This window comes from Kitasatospora cineracea, assembly GCF_003751605.1.
In the GTDB taxonomy this organism is placed as follows: Bacteria; Actinomycetota; Actinomycetes; order Streptomycetales; family Streptomycetaceae; genus Kitasatospora; species Kitasatospora cineracea.
In genome coordinates, this window is sequence record NZ_RJVJ01000001.1 from 2255140 (window position 1) to 2272775 (window position 17636).

Sequence of the window (17636 nt, forward strand, 5' to 3'; positions counted from 1 at the left end):
AACGAAGAAGGACGCCATGGGCTCGCAGACCACTCTGACCGTCGACACCGCGGAGCGGATGACCGGCCTCGGCCGGCGCCTGGCCGCCCTGCTGCGCCCCGGCGACCTGGTGCTGCTCTCGGGGGAGCTGGGCGCCGGCAAGACCACGCTGACCCGCGGCCTGGGCGAGGGCCTGGGGGTGCGCGGCGCGGTCACCTCGCCGACCTTCGTGATCGCCCGGGTGCACCCCTCGCTGACCGGCGGCCCCGCGCTGGTGCACGTCGACGCGTACCGGCTGGCCGGCGGCCTGGACGAGATGGAGGACCTCGACCTGGACGTGTCGCTGCCCGAGTCGGTGGTCGTCGTGGAGTGGGGCGAGGGCAAGGTCGAGGAGCTGTCCGAGAACCGGCTGGAGATCCGGATCGAGCGCACCCTGGGCGGCGAGACGGCGGACGAGCTGGGCGAGTCGGACGGGCGGCGGGTCACCGTCACCGGGCTGGGCGGGCGCTGGGACGCCGCGGACCTCACCGGTTTGAGTGAGAACTGACCCGGGTTTCCGACAGCGTGTCGGGAAACGGTTGCGGCGCACGGCGGGGCCGTGATGGGATGGCGCCAGCAGGTTAGGTATGCCTAACTAGGGAGGCGCCCGATGGCGAGCACACCCCCCAGGACCACCGAGGACCGCCCCGCGGCCCGGCCGGCCGCCGAGCCGGAGCGGGCCGCCGCCGCACCGGTGCCGATGCGCGCCCTGCTGGCGGCCGGCCGGGCCGCCGAGGCCGTCTCCACCCCGCCGGAGCGCGACGCGGCCTGAGCACAGCGCCGAGCACGGTACGGCCGAGCGCGGCGCCGGGGCGGCGACCCGGGTCAGGCGATCACCACCACCCGGGTGCCGTTCGGCGCGAAGTCCCACAGTGCCTGGCCGTCCGCCCGGGACGCCCGGAGGCCGCCGGTCTTCGTCCTCGGGTCCAGCGTCGGGGCCGGCGCCTTCTCGTCCACCAGGGCGCTGAACCCGAACACCGTGCCGGACTGCTGGGCGAACCGCACCACGTGCTCGATCTGCCGCCCGTCCGTGCCGGTGCCCGCCGCGGTCCGGCTGGTGACGGTGTAGGTGCCCGCGGCCGGCAGGGTGTTGCCCGGCACCACCTTGAACGCGGCCACCACCGGGTTCGGCTTCTTCGGGTCGACCAGCCACACCTGGTGCTCCTGCAGCGCGTACACCACCCGCAGGCCGGTGCCGGACTCGGCGGGCAGCGGCGGCACGGTCGGCCGGGCGCTCTCCGGGGCGGAGGCCGACGGGGCCGCGCTCGACGCGGACGGCACCGCCGCGACCGCGCGCGAGGCCGCGCCGTTCGCCTGGAAGGCCAGCAGCCCGATCACCGCCAGGGCACCCAGGGTCAGCCCGCCGACCACCGCACCAGGACCCAGCTTCGCCACGTCAGCTCCTCAACGCTCCGCGCCGCACCGTATCGACCTCAGCGAAGCCCATCGTGCCAGGTGCGGTCCGCCGTTCCGGCCTCCTGCCGGACGTGTGTTCCGGCCGGACCGGGTCGCACGGGCCCCGCGCCGGACCCTCTAACCTTGGACCCGTGCTCCTCCTCGCCTTCGACACCGCCACCCCCGCCGTCACCGCCGCCGTCCACGACGGAGAGCGGGTGCTCGCCGAGTCCTACGAGGTCGACGCCCGCCGGCACGGCGAACTGCTGCTGCCCACCATCGCGGCCGTGCTGCGCGCCGCCGGAGCGGACAAGCGCGACCTGACCGGCCTCGCGGTCGGCGTCGGCCCCGGCCCGTACACCGGCCTGCGGGTCGGCCTGGTCACCGCCGCCGCGCTCGGCGACGCGCTCGGCCTGCCCGTGCACGGCGTCTGCACCCTCGACGCGATCGCCCACCAGGCCCGCACCGAGGGCCTGACGGGGGCGTTCACGGTCGCCACCGACGCCCGGCGCAAGGAGGTCTACTGGGCCTCCTACGCCGCGGACGGCACCCGGACCGGCGGCCCCGCGGTGGACCGCCCGGCCGAGACCGACCCCGGCGAGCGGACCGTCGGCGCCGGCGCCCTGCTGTACGGACTGCCCGCGGCGAGCGGCCCCGAGCACGTCTCGGCGGGCGCGCTGGCCGACTTCGCGGTCCGCGAGCTGGCCGCCGGCCGGGAGCTGCTGCCGAACGCGCCGCTGTACCTGCGGCGGCCGGACGCGCAGGTCCCGGCGGGCTACAAGGCGGTGCTTCCGGCGTGACCGGCGCTCCCGGACGGGCGGGCGGCCGGCGTGGCTGAGTACGCGCTGCGGCCCATGCGCTGGTGGGACATCGAGGCCGTCATGGTGCTGGAGCACCGGCTGTTCCCCGAGGACGCGTGGTCGCGGGGCATGTACTGGTCGGAGCTGGCGGAGGCGTTCCCCGGCGGGAGCCGGCACTACGTGGTGGCCGTCGACCGGGGCGGGGCGGTCGTCGGGTACGCCGGGCTGATGGCGGTCGGGCCGGACAGCGACGTGCAGACCATCGCGGTGGACGCCGACCGGCAGGGGGCGGGGCTCGGGACGCTGCTGCTGACCGAGCTGGTCGAGGAGTCGGTCCGGCGCGGCTGCGCCGAGCTGCTGCTGGAGGTGCGGGTGGACAACCTCCGGGCGCAGCGGTTGTACGAGCGGTTCGGGTTCGAGCCGGTCGGGATCCGGCGGGGCTACTACCAGCCCGCCAACGTGGACGCACTGGTGATGCGTCTGGACCACCTGGCAAGCGACGCAAGCGACCTGAAGGATCATCACAATGGCTGACGAACCCCTCGTCCTCGGCATCGAGACCTCCTGCGACGAGACCGGCGTCGGCATCGTCCGCGGCACCACCCTGCTGGCCGACGCGGTCGCCTCCAGCGTCAACGACCACGCCCGCTACGGCGGCGTCGTCCCGGAGATCGCCAGCCGGGCGCACCTGGAGGCGATGGTCCCGACCATCCGCCGGGCGCTGGACACCGCCGGGGTGAAGGCGAGCGACCTGGACGGCATCGCCGTCACCGCGGGCCCCGGCCTGGCCGGCGCGCTGCTGGTCGGCGTCAGCGCCGCCAAGGCGTACGCGTGGGCGCTGGACAAGCCGCTGTACGGCGTCAACCACCTGGCCTCGCACATCTGCGTGGACCAGCTGGAGCACGGCCGGCTGCCCGAGCCGACGATGGCGCTGCTGGTCTCCGGCGGGCACTCCTCGCTGCTGCTCAGCGGCGACATCACCGCCGACGTGCGGCCGCTGGGCGCGACCATCGACGACGCGGCGGGCGAGGCGTTCGACAAGGTGGCGCGGGTGCTCGGGCTGGGCTTCCCGGGCGGACCGGTGGTGGACCGGATGGCCCGGGAGGGCGACGGGAAGGCGATCGCCTTCCCGCGCGGGCTGAACAACGCCGGGGACCCGGCGTACGACTTCTCGTTCTCCGGCCTGAAGACCGCCGTGGCGCGCTGGGTGGAGGCCAGGCGGCGGGCCGGCGAGCCGGTGCCGGTGGCGGACGTCGCCGCGTCCTTCCAGGAGGCGGTCACCGACGTGCTGACCCGCAAGGCCGTCCGGGCCTGCAAGGACAACGACGTCGACCACTTGATGATCGGCGGCGGCGTGGCCGCCAACTCGCGGCTGCGCGAGATGGCCCAGCAGCGCTGCGACAAGGCGGGCATCGTGCTGCGGGTGCCGCGGCCCGGCCTGTGCACCGACAACGGCGCGATGGTGGCCGCGCTCGGCGCCGAGATGGTCTGGCGGGGCCGCACGCCGTCCTCCTTCGACCTGTCGGCGGACTCCTCGCTGCCGGTCACCGAGACCCACGTCCCGGGCGAGCACGGCAGCTTCCACGCGCACGCGCACGAGGCCCTGAAGTGACCCTGGCGGCCATGTGGGAGGCCCGGGCGGCGGACGGCCGGGGCGCCGAACTGCACGCCTGGGCCCGGGAGTCCGCGCTGCCCGCGGTGCGCGGCGCGGCCGGCCTGGAGCGGGTCGAGCTGTTCACCGCGTCGGGCGAGCGGGTGCTGCTGATCGCGCTGTGGACGGGCGAGCCGCAGCCGGTGCCCGAGCCGCCCGCCGGGCTGCTGGCCCGCCCGGCGCACCGCTGGACCTTCACCCGCACGGATGCCGGGTAGGCAACCGCCGAACCGGTAGCCTGCGTCCTGAACATCGACACGCGTGTAGAGGCAGCAGAGGCGACGGGGGCACCGGTGGGCATGCGGGAGCGGATCGGGTACGGGGCGGGCGCGCTGGCCGTGCTGCTGGCGGCGAGCGGCTGCGGGAGCGACCCGGCCCCGGCCGGGTCGTCCGCCGCCCCGGCCGGGCCCGCCGCGGCGTCCTCCGCGGCCGGCTCGCCGTCCGCCGGGGGGTTCGCCTCCCCGGCCCAGGACGCGGTGCCCGAGGCCGCCTGGGCCAAGTGGGGCCTCAAGCCGATGCCCAAGGCGCCCACGCCGCCCGCCGACCGCCCGGTCAAGCTGACCAAGTCCGGCCAGGTACCGGTGTTCAGCGAAGTCCCGACCTCCGACAAGGTCGTGTTCATCACCATCGACGACGGGGCCGAGAAGGACCCGAAGTTCGTCGAGATGCTCACCGAACTCAAGGTCCCGATCACGATGTTCCTGACCAAGGACATCGTGAAGGGCAACTACGGCTACTTCAAACCGCTGCAGGCGCTCGGCAACAGCATCCAGAACCACACCGTCAGCCACCCGGTGATGAGCAAGCTCACCGCCGCCCAGCAGAAGTCGCAGATCTGCGACGACCAGGCGGCCCTCACCGAGCAGTACGGCACCGCCCCGTACCTGTTCCGCCCGCCCTACGGCGACGGCGCCAACACCCCCACCCTGAACACCTCCGTCCAGGAGTGCGGGCCGCGCGCCGTCGTGCTGTGGCGGGAGTCCATGCAGATCCACGACATGCAGTACCAGGCCGCCGACAAGAAGCTGAAGAACGGCGACATCATCCTCGCCCACTTCCGCGGCCCGTCCGAGCTCAAGGGCGAGACCATGACCCAGATGTTCGGCGAACTGCTCTCCCGGATCCGGGAACAGGGCTTCACCGTCGCCCGCCTCGACGACTACATCGCCAAGCCGGCCGGCTGACCCAGCATCATCACCGGGCCGGCCGCGGTGCGGGCCACGATCACCGTCACCGCGTTCGGCCCGGCCGGCTTCACCTGCCGCCGCAGCTCCTCCGGGACGACCGACGCCCCGCGCTTCTTCACCACCAGGGTGCCGATCCGGCGTTCCTTCACCAGCGCCTTCAACCGCTTCACCTGGAACGGCAGCACGTCGGTCAGCTCGTACGCCTGCGCGTACGGGGTCGGCCGCAGCTCGTCCGAGGTGACGTAGGCGATCATCGGGTCGATCAGCCGCCCGTTCACCGCCGCCACCACCTCCGCGACCATCCGGCCCCGGATCACCGCCCCGTCCGGCTCGTACAGGTAGCGCCCCACCGGGCCCACCGGCGGGGCCGGCAGCGCGCCGCCGGACAGCGAGTGCGGGCCCGGCAGCAGCGTCGCCCGGTACGGCTCGGCGGCGTCCGTGCCGAACCACAGCACCGCCTCCTTCACCTCGCCCCGGTCCGAGACCCACTCCGCCTCGGCGCCCTCCGGCACCAGCTCGTGCGGGATGCCCGGCGCCACCTTCAGCGCCCCGAACGGGGCGCTGCGGGCCGCCCGCACCGCCCAGGACAGCGGCGGCGAGTACGCCTCGGGGTCGAACACCCGGCCGCGCGAGGTGCGCCGCGCCGGGTCGGTGAACACCGCGTCGAAACCCGCCGTGTCGACCTCCGCGACGTCCGCCTGCCGGACCTCCACCAGGTCGGCCACGCCCAGCGCCGCCGCGTTCGCCCGGGCCACCTCGCAGGTCAGCCCGTCCCGGTCGACCGCCAGCACCGCGATCCCGGCCCGGGCCAGCGCGACGGCGTCCCCGCCGATCCCGCAGCACAGGTCGGCCAGCCGCCTCACCCCCAGCGCCGCGAACCGGCCCGCCCGCCACTCGGCGACCGACCGCCGGGTGGCCTGCTCCACCCCGTGCTGGGTGAAGTACATCGAAGCGGCGTCCGCCCCGAACTTCGCCTCCGCCCGCTGCCGCAGCCGGGCCTGCTCGAACGCCGCCCGCACCAGCTCCGCCGGGTACTCCCGCCGCAGCCTGGTCGCCAGCGCCAGCTCCCCGGCCGCCGTGAACCCCCGCAACTCGGCCAGCAGCGCCTGCCCCTGCTCGGTCAGCAGCGCCCGGAACGACTCGATCTCCACCGGGCCATTGTCCCCGCCCGGCGCCGGTGGTCAGAGCCTGACCACCGAGGACAGCGCCACCGCCAGCACCGGGCCCGCCGTCCACAGCGAGAGCGGCGCGATCCGGTACCCCCGCCGGGCGGTCAGCGCCGTCGCCAGCACCGGCACGGCCACCGCCAGCAGCAGGAGCAGCCCGCACGCCGCCACCGCCGAGCCCGCCCCGTCGCCGGTCCCGTCCGGCTCGGACATCACGGCCAGGCCGAACACGCCCACCACGAACAGGTACGGGACCGCCATCAGCAGCGGCACCACCAGGGCCAGCAGCCACACCGCGTGGAACGCGTCCCGCCGCACGGACGGTCGAATCGTCGTCATGTGCCCATCCTGGCCGGGCCGTTGGTGCACCACCTGAGTACCCGGGCTCAGCTCCACCCGGCTCGGGTACCCGTTCCCGGGGGGCGTGCGGCGGGCGGCGGGCGCGAATCCGACACGACGTCGTTGGCACTCTGGTTGACTGAGTGCTAACGGCGTCCTAAGGTCGTTCCTGGCACTCCCCCCAGGGAGAGTGCTAACGCGATGAAGCGTGTCCGACCCCCGCGACGGCGGGCGCGCAGAAGTCGCCACCTACCTGTTAGACAACCCCGTAATCTCCGAAGGGGAGCTCGGACGTGACCACCAGCAGCAAGGTTGCCATCAAGCCGCTCGAGGACCGCATCGTGGTCCAGCCGCTCGACGCCGAGACCACCACCGCCTCCGGCCTGGTGATCCCGGACACGGCCAAGGAGAAGCCCCAGGAGGGCGTCGTCCTGGCCGTCGGCCCGGGTCGCTTCGAGGACGGCCAGCGTCTGCCGCTCGACGTCGCCGTCGGTGACATCGTCCTGTACTCGAAGTACGGCGGCACCGAGGTGAAGTACCAGGGCGAGGAGTACCTCGTCCTCTCGGCCCGCGACGTCCTCGCGATCATCGAGAAGTAAGACGTCCGCGCAGTAAGACGTCCCAGCCCGCCCCGGATCCGTGTCGCACCGACAGGGGCCCGGGGCGCGGTTGTTGCTCCACGTACGCAGACCTACCCCTGAGGAAACGGGACCATGGCGAAGACCCTGCAGTTCGACGAGGACGCCCGCCGCTCGCTGGAGCGCGGTGTCAACAAGCTGGCCGACACCGTCAAGGTGACCATCGGCCCCAAGGGCCGCAACGTCGTCATCGACAAGAAGTTCGGCGCCCCCACCATCACCAACGACGGTGTGACCATCGCCCGCGAGGTCGAGCTCGACGACCCGTACGAGAACCTCGGCGCGCAGCTGGTCAAGGAGGTCGCCACCAAGACCAACGACGTCGCGGGCGACGGCACCACCACCGCCACCGTGCTGGCCCAGGCCCTGGTCAACGAGGGCCTGCGCAACGTCGCCGCCGGCGCCGGCCCGGCCGCCCTGAAGAAGGGCATCGACAAGGCCGTCGCCGCCGTCTCCGAGCACCTCCTCTCGGTGGCCCGCGAGATCGAGGGCAAGGACGACATCGCCGCCGTCGCCTCCCTCTCCGCGCAGGACGCCCAGGTCGGCGAGCTGATCGCCGAGGCGATCGACAAGGTCGGCAAGGACGGTGTGATCACCGTCGAGGAGTCCAACACCTTCGGCGTCGAGCTCGAGTTCACCGAGGGCATGCAGTTCGACAAGGGCTACCTGTCGCCGTACTTCGTCACCGACGCGGAGCGCCAGGAAGCCGTCCTGGAGGAGCCGTACGTCCTGATCAACCAGGGCAAGATCTCCTCCATCCAGGAGCTCCTGCCGCTGCTGGAGAAGGTCCTGCAGGCCGGCGGCTCCCGCCCGCTGCTGATCATCGCCGAGGACGTCGACGGCGAGGCCCTCTCCACCCTGGTGGTCAACAAGATCCGCGGCACCTTCAACGCGGTCGCGGTCAAGGCCCCCGGCTTCGGCGACCGCCGCAAGGCGATCCTCGGCGACATCGCCACCCTCACCGGCGGCCAGGTCGTCTCCGAGGAGGTCGGCCTCAAGCTCGACCAGGTCGGCCTGGAGGTGCTCGGCACCGCCCGCCGGATCACCGTCACCAAGGACGAGACCATCGTGGTCGACGGCGCCGGTGACTCCGCCGAGGTCGCGGGCCGGGTCGCCCAGATCAAGGCCGAGATCGCCAACACCGACTCCGACTGGGACCGCGAGAAGCTCCAGGAGCGCCTCGCCAAGCTGGCCGGCGGCGTCTGCGTGATCAAGGTCGGCGCGGCCACCGAGGTCGAGCTCAAGGAGCGCAAGCACCGCCTGGAGGACGCCATCTCGGCGACCCGCGCCGCGGTCGAGGAGGGCATCGTCGCCGGCGGTGGCGCCTCGCTCGTCCACGCCGCGAAGGTCCTGGAGGGCGGCCTCGGCCTGTCCGGCGACGAGGCCACCGGTGTCGCCGTCGTCCGCAAGGCGCTCGCCGAGCCGCTGCGCTGGATCGCCCAGAACGCCGGCCTCGAGGGCTACGTCATCACCTCCAAGGTCGCCGAGCTGGAGGCCGGCCAGGGCTACAACGCCGCCACCGGCGAGTACGGCGACCTGGTCAAGGCCGGCGTCATCGACCCGGTCAAGGTCACCCGCTCCGCCCTGGAGAACGCCGCCTCCATCGCCTCCCTGCTGCTCACCACCGAGACCCTCGTGGTGGAGAAGAAGGAAGAGGACGAGGGGGCGGGCCACGGCCACTCGCACGGCGGCCACGGCCACAGCCACTGAAGCGCCGGCCGCTAGCCGCCGGCCGCCGCTGAGGCGGCGAAGGCGGAAGCAGGGGCGCGAGGAACTGCGCGACCGACCGGGCACTCTCGTGGTGCCGGGCTCGGACCGCCAGGGCCTCGCGCCCCTTCGCGTGGAGCGGGGCGGGTGGGGCCGGAGGCACGTCGCCGGCTGCGGGCGCGGTGCCGGGCCGGGCGCGCAGTTCCCCGCGCCCCTGCTTCCGCAGGCTCTCGCACCCTGTGGTTTTCCGGCTCCCCTAGAGTTGAAGCGTGATCGAAGCCCGCCACCTCCGCGTCCTGCACGCCGTCGCCCGGACCGGGTCGTTCTCCGCCGCGGCGCGCGAACTGGGGTGCACGCAGCCCGCGGTGAGCCAGCAGATGAAGGCGCTGGAGAAGGCGGTGGACACCCCGCTGGTGGTGCGGTCGGGGCGGGAGATGCAGTTGAGCGAGGCCGGACGGGTGCTGCTGCGGCACGCGGACGGGATCCTCGCGGGGCTGTCGGCGGCCGAGGAGGAGGTCGCGGCGATCGCCGGGCTGCGGGCCGGGCGGGTGCGGCTGGTCTCGTTCCCGACGGCGAGTTCGACGCTGGTGCCGCGGTCGGTGGCACAGGTGCGGACGGCGCACCCGGGGGTGCGGGTCTCGCTGGTGGAGGCGGAGCCGACCCAGGCGCTGGCGATGCTGCGGGGCGGCGAGTGCGAGGTCGCGCTGGCGTTCCGCTACCCGGACTCGCAGGGCGGGCTGAGCCTGCCGTCCCCGCACGCGACGCTGCGCGAGGCGCGGGCCGAGGCGGCGCTGGAGGCGGCGGCGACCGCGGCCGCGAACGACTGGACGGAGCTGGTGGTGCGCCCGCTGCTGGACGACCCGCTGGTGGGCCTGGTGCCGGCCGGGCACCCGCTGGCGGGCCGGGGCGAGGGCGACCCGGTGGACCTGGCGGAGCTGGCGGGGGAGCAGTGGATCGCGGGCTGTCCGCAGTGCCGGGGGCACCTGGTGGAGCTGTGCACGGACGCGGGCTTCGCGCCGGCGATCGAGTTCGCCACCGACGACTACCCGGCGGTGGTGGGCCTGGTCGGCGCGGGCCTGGGGGTGGCGGTGCTGCCGGGGCTGGCGCTGGAGTCGGTGCGGCACCCGGGGGTGGCGGCGGTGCCGGTGCGGGTGGCGTCGGGCGAGCCGGCCCGGCGCGAGGTGGTGGCGCTGACCCTGCCGGACCTGGCGGAGGTTCCGGCGGTGGCGCTGATGCTGGACCAGCTCGCGGCGTCGGCCGCCGCCCGCTGAGCGCGGCGCCGGCCGGGGACGGGCGGGCGACGCGTCCGCGTGGTGCGGGCCGCTGCGGCGGGGACGGCCGCGGCGGGGCGGGGGTTCAGCGGCGGATGGTCTGCGGCATCGCCAGCGGGACTTCGGCCAGGCGGTTGCGGGAGCGGCCGAGCAGCTCCTCGCGTTCGTCCTCGGTCATGCCGCCCCAGACCCCGTACGGCTCGCGGACGGCCAGGGCGTGGGCCGCGCACTGGGTGCGGACCGGGCAGCGCATGCAGACCTCTTTGGCGCTCGTCTCGCGGGAGGTCCGGGCCGCGCCGCGCTCGCCCTCGGGGTGGAAGAACAGCGAGCTGTCGACGCCGCGGCAGGCGGCGGAGAGCTGCCAGTCCCAGAGGTCTGCGTTGGGGCCGGGGAGGCGGGAGAAATCTGCCATGGCTCATTCCCTTCATGGCTCGGGACCTGGCGGCTCGACTGCGACTGCTGCGGCGAGGCTGCACGGGGCCGGTACGGACACCTGGAAATATGACTTAAGCCAACTACACGGACAAGTCACCCACAGTCCGACGAATCAGTCAATGACCTGACAGAAGCTATAAAAACGGACAAACGGGGCAAGAGGTTTGAACCCGATTGCTGCACCGATCGGGTGCCCGGCCGGGCGCGGACCCTCCGCGGAGGGCGTGCGCGGCGCGGGCACCGCGCGCGAGCTGCACAAAAGTGCGGCGTGTGCACCGCGAGGTGGCTCTTCTGTGATGGGTCGGCCACGTACAGTGGTGGATATGGACGTGAGGCCGTAACTCATTCGAGTGACGGTCGTTGGATGTACGGAGGCGGTCAGCGGGTGCAGGACAGGGAACGGTCGCGCAGCGAGGCGATCGGGACGGGTCCGTCCGGGGCCGTGTCGGAGAGGTTCGTACCAGCCAGGAGGCTCAACGTGACGCGGATCAGCTGCGGAGGACGACGGTCATGACATCCGTACTCGTCTGCGACGATTCCCCGCTCGCCCGGGAGGCGCTTCGCCGTGCGGTGGCGACCGTGCCCGGCGTGGACCGGGTGACCACTGCGACGAACGGTGAGGAGGTCCTCCGCCGCTGGGTGGCCGACCGTTCCGATCTCGTTCTGATGGACGTCCGGATGCCCGGCCTCGGCGGGGTGGAGACGGTCCGCCGGCTGCTGTCGGCCGACCCGGGCGCCCGGATCATCATGCTCACCGTCGCCGAGGACCTGGACGGGGTGGCCCTCGCGGTCGCCGCCGGGGCCCGCGGCTACCTGCACAAGGACGCCTCGCGCGCCGAGCTGCGGGCCACCGTCACCCAGGCGCTGGCCGACCCGACCTGGCGGCTCGCCCCGCGCCGGCTGCGCAGCCCGGACATGGGCGCCGCGCCGACCCTGACGGCCCGTGAGATCCAGGTGCTGGAGGGGATGAGCCACGGCCGCTCCAACGCCGAGATCGGCCGCGAGCTGTTCCTGTCCGAGGACACCGTGAAGACGCACGCCAGGCGGCTGTTCAAGAAGTTGGGCGCCTCGGACCGCGCGCACGCGGTGGCGCTGGGCTTCCGTTGGGGCCTGGTCCGCTGAGCGGGCGCGCGAACTGCGCTCGCTCGGACGTGTGACGTTGTGGTCCCGAGGCTGCACCATGGAGTAGTGGAGCACCTCGGGGACCAGCGGACAGGCAGGGGAGGCGGCACGGTGCACGCGGCGACGGATAACGTTCCGATGCACAAGTCCGGACGCGGTGCCGCGTTTTCCGGCCCGACCAGGCACCATGGACCGATGCGTGACGACGAGGAGGCCGCCGGGCCCGACCCGGTGCAGCCCGCCCCCGAGGGTGCGGCTGCCGATCCGTCGTCGGCACCGGGCGGTCCGGTGACCGGATCCGACGGTCCGTCGGGAGCGGCGGTCCGCCCGCCCGTCCTCGGCGCGGGGACGTCGCCCGAGGTGGCCGAACTGGTCGCGGCGGCGGTCCGCGGGGACGGCCCGGCGATCGAGGCGCTGCTCGGCTACGTGCTCCCGCTCGCGCTGCGGTACTGCCGCGGCCGGCTGGTGCGCCTGCCCGGCGGGGCCCGGCACCACGTGGACGACGTGGCCCAGGAGGTGTGCGTCGCGGTGCTCTGCGCGCTGCCCCGCTACCGGGACACCGGGCGCCCGTTCGAGGCCTTCGTGTACGGGATCGCCGCGCACAAGATCGCCGACCTGCAGCGGGCCGCGATGCGCGGGCCCGGCTCGACGGTGATCCCGCCGGACGACCTGCCGGAGACCCCGGACGACTCGCTCGGCCCGGAGGAGCGGGCACTGCTCTCCAGCGACGCCGAGTGGATCAAGGAGCTGCTGTCCTACCTGCCGGCCCGGCAGCGCGAACTGGTGCTGCTGCGGGTGGCGGACGGGCTGTCGGCGGAGGAGACCGGCGAGGTGCTCGGGATGTCCCCGGGCGCGGTGCGGGTCGCCCAGCACCGGGCGCTGTCGCGGCTGCGGGCGCTGGCGGAGGAGAGCGGCTGAGTCCGGGCCCGGCTCCCGTCCGCGCTGCTGGACGCGCGTGGACGGCCGACCGGCTGCGAGCGGAAGAAGTGCGGGCGGTCGGATGTTGTCAAGAGGGCGCGACGACCCACCCCGGACCACCAGTACCATGGGGTATCGGCGCCTGGTCGGGTCGCCAAAGTTTCTCCGGTGCGCGCGGGGTTCCCTTGGAGGTTCCTCCGAAGCGCCGGGCGTCTTGGCGGCCGGTGACAGCCGGGCGCCCGTGCGCAGAACGACGGCCCGCCACGGAAGGTTCCCCATGTCTTACAACGCCGCCGGCGTACCCGAGAAGTTCGCCATGCTCGGACTCACGTACGACGACGTCCTGCTGCTGCCCGGGGCCTCCGAGGTGCTGCCCAACCAGGTCGACACCTCCTCGCGGATCTCCCGGAACGTGCGGGTCAACATCCCGCTGCTGTCGGCCGCGATGGACAAGGTCACCGAGTCCCGGATGGCGATCGCGATGGCCCGCCAGGGCGGCGTCGGCGTCCTGCACCGGAACCTGTCGATCGAGGACCAGGTCAACCAGGTCGACCTGGTGAAGCGCTCCGAGTCCGGCATGGTCACCGACCCGATCACCGTCGGCCCGGAGGCCACGCTGGCCGAGGCCGACGCGCTGTGCGCCCGGTTCCGGATCTCCGGCGTGCCGGTGGCCACGGCCGAGGGCAAGCTGCTGGGCATCGTCACCAACCGCGACATGGCCTTCGAGACCGACCGCAGCCGCAAGGTCGGCGACATCATGACGCCGATGCCGCTGATCACCGGCAAGGTCGGCATCTCCGGCGAGGACGCGGTCGCGCTGCTGCGCCGCCACAAGATCGAGAAGCTGCCGCTGGTCGACGACGAGGGCCGGATCAAGGGCCTGATCACCGTCAAGGACTTCGTCAAGGCCGAGAAGTACCCGAACGCCGCCAAGGACTCCGAGGGCCGGCTGCTGGTGGGTGCCGCCGTCGGCGCCTCCGCCGAGGCCTTCGACCGGGCCCAGGCGCTGGTCGGCGCGGGCGTGGACTTCCTGGTCGTCGACACCTCGCACGGGCACTCGCACAACGCGCTGTCCTGGATCTCCAAGATCAAGTCCGCCGTGCCGGTGGACGTCGTCGGCGGCAACGTCGCCACCCGGGACGGCGCCCAGGCGCTGCTCGACGCCGGCGTGGACGGCGTGAAGGTCGGCGTCGGCCCCGGCTCGATCTGCACCACCCGCGTGGTCGCCGGCGTCGGCGTCCCGCAGGTCACCGCGATCTACGAGGCCGCCCAGGCCTGCCAGGCCGCGGGCGTCCCGATCATCGGCGACGGCGGCCTGCAGTACTCCGGCGACATCGGCAAGGCGCTGTGCGCCGGCGCCGACACCGTGATGCTCGGCTCGCTGCTGGCCGGCTGCGAGGAGTCGCCCGGCGAGCTGCTCTTCATCAACGGCAAGCAGTTCAAGTCGTACCGCGGCATGGGCTCGCTGGGCGCCATGCAGACCCGCGGGCAGGCGAAGTCCTTCTCCAAGGACCGCTACTTCCAGGCCGAGGTCTCCTCGGACGAGAAGCTGATCGCCGAGGGCATCGAGGGCCAGGTGCCCTACCGCGGCCCGCTGTCCGCGGTGCTCTTCCAGCTGGTCGGCGGCCTGCGGCAGACCATGGGGTACGTGGGCGCGGCCGGCATCGAGGAGATGCAGACCAAGGGGCGGTTCGTCCGGATCACCTCGGCGGGCCTCAAGGAGAGCCACCCGCACGACATCCAGATGACGGTCGAGGCGCCGAACTACAACGCGCGCTGAGGCCACCGGAACCGCCCGGCCGCGGATCGACCGCCGGCCGGGCGGTTCCGTGCCGTCCGGGCCCGGGCGCGCCCCTGGCGGGGCAGGTGGGGGCGCGTACGGGATACTTGGGGGCGTGGCCGGGGGGACCCGGTCGGGAGATGGAAAGCAGCAGAAGGGCTCGAAGTGACTGAGATCGAGATCGGGCGAGGCAAGCGCGGCCGCCGGGCGTACTCCTTCGACGACATCGCCGTCGTCCCCAGCCGCCGTACGCGTGACCCGAAGGAGGTCTCGATCGCCTGGCAGATCGACGCCTACCGGTTCGAACTGCCGTTCCTGGCGGCGCCGATGGACAGCGTGGTGTCGCCGCAGCAGGCCATCGCGATCGGGCAGCTGGGCGGCCTGGGCGTGCTGAACCTGGAGGGGCTGTGGACGCGGTACGAGGACCCGCGGCCGCTGCTGGAGGAGATCGCCGCCATCCCCGACGAGGCGGCGGCTACCCGGCGCCTGCAGGAGGTGTACGCGGAGCCGATCAAGGCCGAGCTGATCAAGGAGCGGATCAAGGAGGTCCGTGACTCGGGCGTCGTGACCGCCGCCGCGCTCTCGCCGCAGCGCACCGCCGAGTTCTCCAAGGCCGTGGTGGACGCGGGCGTCGACGTGTTCGTGATCCGCGGCACCACGGTGTCGGCCGAGCACGTGTCGGGCGCGGCCGAGCCGCTGAACCTCAAGCAGTTCATCTACGAGCTGGACGTGCCGGTGATCGTCGGCGGCTGCGCCACCTACACCGCCGCGCTGCACCTGATGCGCACCGGCGCGGCCGGCGTGCTGGTCGGCTTCGGCGGCGGCGCCGCGCACACCACCCGGGGCGTGCTGGGCATCCAGGTCCCGATGGCGACCGCCGTCGCGGACGTCGCCGCCGCCCGCCGCGACTACATGGACGAGTCCGGCGGCCGGTACGTGCACGTCATCGCGGACGGCGGCGTCGGCTACAGCGGCGACATCCCGAAGGCCGTCGCCTGCGGCGCGGACGCGGTGATGATCGGCGCCGCGCTGGCCCGCGCCACCGACGCGCCCGGCCAGGGCTACCACTGGGGCATGGAGGCCGTCCACGAGGAGCTGCCGCGCGGCAAGCGGGTGCACCTGGGCACCGTCGGCACCACCGAGCAGATCCTGGCCGGCCCGTCGCACACCCCCGACGGCACGATGAACCTGTTCGGCGCGCTGCGCCGGGCGATGGCCACCACCGGCTACACCGAGCTCAAGGAGTTCCAGCGGGTCGAGGTCACGGTCAACCCCGGCCGGTGACGCCCCGCTGAGCACCCGTCAGCAGGCCGCAGGGCCCCCGCCGCAACCGGCGGGGGCCCTGCGGCGTCCGTACGCCGGGAGGACACCCGGAGGCCACCGGCCGGCCGGACCGGGGGCGGGTGGCCGGGCCGGGGCGGGACAGGGGATGATGGGGGCTCCGGCGTGCGACCGCCGCCCCCGGCGGTCCGACATGCCGTCAGGTCACGGCCGGGGTGCCCGCCGAGGGCCGCAACACCATGGGGAGAGCGCACCGATGACGCAGCCGCAGGAACCGACCGGCCGACTGCTGGCGGACCGCTACCGGCTCGGCGAGGTGCTCGGGCGCGGCGGCATGGGCACCGTCTGGCGGGCCGAGGACGAGATGCTGGGCCGGATCGTCGCGGTCAAGGAACTGCGGATGACCGGCACCGTCGACGAGATCGAGAAGCACCGGCTGGTGGTCCGCACCCTGCGCGAGGCCAAGGCCACCGCCCGGATCCGGCACACCGCGGCCGTCACCGTCTTCGACGTGGTCGAGGAGGACGACCGGCCGTGGATCGTGATGGAGCTGGTGGCCGGCCGCTCGCTGGCCGACGTGGTCGCCGAGGACGGCCCGCTCGCCCCCGAACGGGCCGCGAGGATCGCGCTCGACCTGCTCGGGGTGCTCGGCGCCGCGCACCGCCAGGGCATCCTGCACCGCGACGTCAAGCCGTCCAACGTGCTGATCGGCGAGGACGGGCGGACCGTGCTCACCGACTTCGGCATCGCCAGCGTCGAGGGCGACACCTCCATCACCTCCACCGGCATGCTGGTCGGCGCACCCTCCTACATCGCCCCCGAGCGGGCCCGCGGCAAGCTGCCCGGACCGCCCTCCGACCTGTGGTCGCTGGGCGGCACGCTGTACGCGATGGTCGAGGGCGTCCCGCCGTACGACCGGGGCGACGCGCTGGCCACCCTCACCGCGGTGATGACCGAGCCGCTGCCGGAGCCGCGCAACGCCGGGCCGCTGCGCGGCGTCATCGAGGGCCTGCTGGAGAAGGACCCGGCGAAGCGGATGGACGCCGACGCCGCCCGGCCGCTGCTCGAACTGATCGCGGCCGGCAAGCCGCTGCCGGAGGCCGAGACGGTGGCCGTCCCGAAGCCGCCGGAGCCCGGGCCGGAACCGGCCGCGGCGCCGATCGCGGAACCGGCCGCCGGGCCCGCGCGGAAGGCCGAAGTGCCGTCCGCGGGCGGGCCGTTCGGCTCGCGGCGGCGGGCGCTGCTGGCCGGGGCGGCGGTGGTCGCGGCGCTCGCCCTGATCGCGGCGCTGGTGGTGTTCTGGCCCCGCGGCCACGGCGGCGGCGCGGCCGCCGCGGACCAGGGGTCCCCGGCGGCCACGGCGTCCGCGCCGGCCGGCCCGCCCTCGGCGGAGGCGTCCGCGAGCCCGTCGGCCGACGGCTCGCCCTCGGCGCCGGCCGCCGCGGACCCGTCGCCGGTGCTGTCGCCCGGGCAGCTCCCGGCCGGGTACACGGTGTACAAGGACAAGTCCGGGTTCAGCATCGCGCTGCCCGACTGGATGTCCGACCAGGGGCCGGACTACCGCGCCACCAGCCGGCGCTTCGAGGGCCGCGGGCTGCGGCTGGTCGTCGACTGGCAGTCCCCGGCCGGGGCGAGCGCCCTGAAGGACTGGCAGGAGTCCGACCGCAACGCGAAGATGACCAACTACCGCAAGGTCCGGGTGGAGGCCGTCTCCTACCGGGACTGGGCCAACGCCGCCGACTGGGAGTGGACCTACACCGGCAAGACCGGCACCCTGCTGCACTCGCTCAACCGCGGCTTCGTCACCGGCGGCGGCAAGTACGGGTACGCGATCTACTGGACCATGCCCGAGGAGGTCTGGTCGGCCCCGGACGGCTCGCTGGCCCGCCGGATCGCCTTCGAGAGCTTCCAGCCCGCACCGTAGGTCG

At 73.9% G+C, this 17636-nt stretch carries 19 protein-coding genes; 15 read left to right on the forward strand and 4 right to left on the reverse strand.

Going from position 1 to position 17636, the window contains the following annotated elements:
- Positions 1–16: 16 nt before the first annotated feature.
- Together tsaE and EDD39_RS39465 are read left to right on the forward strand one after the other, a co-directional pair.
- Positions 17–526 (forward strand): tRNA (adenosine(37)-N6)-threonylcarbamoyltransferase complex ATPase subunit type 1 TsaE, encoded by a 510-nt coding sequence (gene tsaE, locus EDD39_RS10470; RefSeq protein WP_030457388.1) that lies wholly within the window; start codon positions 17–19, stop codon positions 524–526.
- Positions 527–628: 102 nt separating this feature from the next.
- Entirely contained in the window at positions 629–790 is a 162-nt protein-coding gene (locus EDD39_RS39465; RefSeq protein WP_162869986.1) for a hypothetical protein, read from the forward strand.
- Positions 791–843: 53 nt separating this feature from the next.
- Here EDD39_RS39465 and EDD39_RS10475 read toward each other — a convergent pair whose 3' ends face one another.
- Positions 844–1413 (reverse strand): L,D-transpeptidase, encoded by a 570-nt coding sequence (locus tag EDD39_RS10475; protein WP_123555031.1) that lies wholly within the window; start codon positions 1411–1413, stop codon positions 844–846.
- A 152-nt stretch (positions 1414–1565) separates the two neighbouring features.
- Between EDD39_RS10475 and tsaB the strand changes: the two genes are divergently transcribed.
- The 5 genes from tsaB to EDD39_RS10500 all read left to right on the forward strand — a co-directional run bounded on the left by tsaB (position 1566) and on the right by EDD39_RS10500 (position 5048).
- Entirely contained in the window at positions 1566–2213 is a 648-nt protein-coding gene (tsaB, locus tag EDD39_RS10480; RefSeq protein WP_030457386.1) for a tRNA (adenosine(37)-N6)-threonylcarbamoyltransferase complex dimerization subunit type 1 TsaB, read from the forward strand.
- A gap of 54 nt (positions 2214–2267) precedes the next feature.
- Complete coding sequence (rimI, locus tag EDD39_RS10485) at positions 2268–2747, forward strand: ribosomal protein S18-alanine N-acetyltransferase (protein WP_123555033.1); 480 nt, start codon at positions 2268–2270, stop codon at positions 2745–2747.
- Entirely contained in the window at positions 2740–3825 is a 1086-nt protein-coding gene (gene tsaD / locus EDD39_RS10490; RefSeq protein WP_123555035.1) for a tRNA (adenosine(37)-N6)-threonylcarbamoyltransferase complex transferase subunit TsaD, read from the forward strand. Before rimI ends, tsaD begins: the two co-directional genes overlap by 8 nt.
- An 11-nt stretch (positions 3826–3836) precedes the next feature.
- Entirely contained in the window at positions 3837–4082 is a 246-nt protein-coding gene (locus EDD39_RS10495) for a hypothetical protein (protein WP_425269674.1), read from the forward strand.
- A gap of 81 nt (positions 4083–4163) precedes the next feature.
- Positions 4164–5048 carry a polysaccharide deacetylase family protein gene (locus tag EDD39_RS10500; RefSeq protein WP_123555039.1) on the forward strand — a complete coding sequence of 295 codons (885 nt, stop codon included), beginning with the start codon at positions 4164–4166 and terminating at the stop codon, positions 5046–5048.
- Here the strand turns inward: EDD39_RS10500 and EDD39_RS10505 are convergent.
- Both EDD39_RS10505 and EDD39_RS10510 read right to left on the reverse strand, forming a co-directional pair.
- Positions 5024–6202, reverse strand: a complete 1179-nt coding sequence (locus tag EDD39_RS10505; RefSeq protein WP_123555041.1) for a class I SAM-dependent methyltransferase — start codon at positions 6200–6202, stop codon at positions 5024–5026. The genes EDD39_RS10500 and EDD39_RS10505 overlap by 25 nt on opposite strands.
- A 30-nt stretch (positions 6203–6232) precedes the next feature.
- The gene (locus EDD39_RS10510) at positions 6233–6556 is read right to left on the reverse strand and encodes a hypothetical protein (protein WP_123818211.1); all 324 of its coding nucleotides are present in this window, start codon (positions 6554–6556) and stop codon (positions 6233–6235) included.
- 293 nt (positions 6557–6849) lie between these two features.
- On the opposite strand from EDD39_RS10510, the gene groES reads away from it, so the two are divergent.
- The 3 genes from groES (at position 6850) to EDD39_RS10525 (ending at position 10172) form a co-directional block, all read left to right on the forward strand.
- Complete coding sequence (gene groES, locus EDD39_RS10515) at positions 6850–7155, forward strand: co-chaperone GroES (protein ID WP_014136232.1); 306 nt, start codon at positions 6850–6852, stop codon at positions 7153–7155.
- A 114-nt stretch (positions 7156–7269) separates the two neighbouring features.
- Positions 7270–8904, forward strand: a complete 1635-nt coding sequence (gene groL, locus EDD39_RS10520) for a chaperonin GroEL (RefSeq protein WP_123555045.1) — start codon at positions 7270–7272, stop codon at positions 8902–8904.
- Positions 8905–9170: 266 nt separating this feature from the next.
- Positions 9171–10172, forward strand: coding sequence for a LysR family transcriptional regulator (locus EDD39_RS10525; RefSeq protein ID WP_123555047.1), 1002 nt, complete (start codon positions 9171–9173; stop codon positions 10170–10172).
- An 85-nt stretch (positions 10173–10257) separates the two neighbouring features.
- On the opposite strand, the gene EDD39_RS10530 is transcribed toward EDD39_RS10525, so the two are convergent.
- Complete coding sequence (locus EDD39_RS10530; protein ID WP_030457376.1) at positions 10258–10584, reverse strand: WhiB family transcriptional regulator; 327 nt, start codon at positions 10582–10584, stop codon at positions 10258–10260.
- A gap of 533 nt (positions 10585–11117) precedes the next feature.
- Here EDD39_RS10530 and EDD39_RS10535 point away from each other — a divergent pair.
- From EDD39_RS10535 to EDD39_RS10555, 5 genes are all read left to right on the forward strand, one after another.
- Positions 11118–11729, forward strand: a complete 612-nt coding sequence (locus EDD39_RS10535; RefSeq protein WP_014136228.1) for a response regulator transcription factor — start codon at positions 11118–11120, stop codon at positions 11727–11729.
- 195 nt (positions 11730–11924) lie between these two features.
- Positions 11925–12647, forward strand: a complete 723-nt coding sequence (shbA, locus tag EDD39_RS10540) for an RNA polymerase sigma factor ShbA (protein WP_081966661.1) — start codon at positions 11925–11927, stop codon at positions 12645–12647.
- Positions 12648–12924: 277 nt separating this feature from the next.
- Positions 12925–14427 carry an IMP dehydrogenase gene (guaB, locus tag EDD39_RS10545; protein ID WP_123555050.1) on the forward strand — a complete coding sequence of 501 codons (1503 nt, stop codon included), beginning with the start codon at positions 12925–12927 and terminating at the stop codon, positions 14425–14427.
- 165 nt (positions 14428–14592) lie between these two features.
- Positions 14593–15711 carry a GuaB3 family IMP dehydrogenase-related protein gene (locus tag EDD39_RS10550; protein WP_014136225.1) on the forward strand — a complete coding sequence of 373 codons (1119 nt, stop codon included), beginning with the start codon at positions 14593–14595 and terminating at the stop codon, positions 15709–15711.
- A gap of 253 nt (positions 15712–15964) precedes the next feature.
- Positions 15965–17632 (forward strand): serine/threonine-protein kinase, encoded by a 1668-nt coding sequence (locus EDD39_RS10555; protein WP_123555052.1) that lies wholly within the window; start codon positions 15965–15967, stop codon positions 17630–17632.
- Positions 17633–17636 lie beyond the last annotated feature (4 nt).